This window comes from Pseudoalteromonas sp. JC28, from assembly GCF_013319255.1.
GTDB lineage: Bacteria > Pseudomonadota > Gammaproteobacteria > Enterobacterales > Alteromonadaceae > Pseudoalteromonas.
In genome coordinates this window covers 1-1057 of record NZ_QOKX01000029.1, presented here as the reverse complement: position 1 = coordinate 1057, position 1057 = coordinate 1, and the positions used below count along the sequence as shown (strand labels likewise).

The 1057-nt window shown below is 49.1% G+C and carries 1 pseudogene; it reads right to left on the bottom strand.

The features are described 5' to 3' along the window. Positions 1–880 (bottom strand): annotated as a pseudogene (locus DS891_RS24265) (IS66 family transposase); the annotation flags it as partial. Between the last annotated feature and the right edge of the window lie 177 nt (positions 881–1057).

Below are 1057 nucleotides of genomic sequence, written 5' to 3'. Positions count from 1 at the left end.
AGCCGTTGTAGCCCTGTAAAAATGCCACAGGACAGCGACTCGCACGACTATTCTGATAGTCGAACAGGGCAATATTGGGGATGCTCTCCTCTACCATAGGCGAGTCCGTGCCGCTGCAATACAGCCACATGTAACTGGTCTGTTTGTCTTCTTTCACCACCTTAACCGTAGTTTCATCGCCGTGCACCACCGGTTGCTGTAGCAACACTTCGTGCAGTCTGTCGTAGAGCGGTTTAAATAAACTGGCACTGCGGATCACCCAGTCCGCCATGGTTTGCCTGCTCAGCGCGATACCATATTGTTTGAACAGGCTTTCCTGTCGATACAGCGGTAAGCCATACTGATATTTACTGGTGATGATCTGGCTGAGCAAACTGGCCGTTGCTATGCCTTTAGGAACCGGGCTCGGTGGGACTGGGGCTTGTTTTATCTCAACCCGGGTTTGTGTTTTTTCACAGTGCCGGCAGCTGTATTTTGGTCTGACATGTTCGATGACTTTGACCTGGGCCGGGATAAATTCCAGCTTTTCGCTCACATCCTCGCCCATTTTGTGCAGCTCACCGCCACAGCAGTCACACTGTTTGTTGTCGATGTCATGCACAACACGTTCGCGGGGCAGATCTTTTGGCAGTGGCTGACGTGTCGGCTTTTTGCGCTGATATTCGATGGTTTCCACGTCTTGCTCAGGTGCTTCTTCAACCAGCGTTTCGGCTTCATTGAACAAGTCAGCTTGTGCAGGGTGCGACTCACTGCTGGCCCCGAAGCGTTTTTGCTGGGCCAGTCTGAATTGTTCTTCGAGGTAGTTATTACGCGCCTGAAGCTAAGCAATGATCTGCTTCAACTGCTGAGGATCATCAGGCAGTTTATTCATTTCTTTCATGCAGTCTACTGTATCAACAGAGTAACTGTTTTTAAATTAATAGCTTAGATTAATTCGTGATCTAAAAACCCCTGTTATGATCATACGTTATAACCATAGCTGAGCGGCTTGTGGGCAATGACCGATAAGCCAGACAATAACCACTGCCATTGTTCGGCGCTGAGTGTAATGACGTCA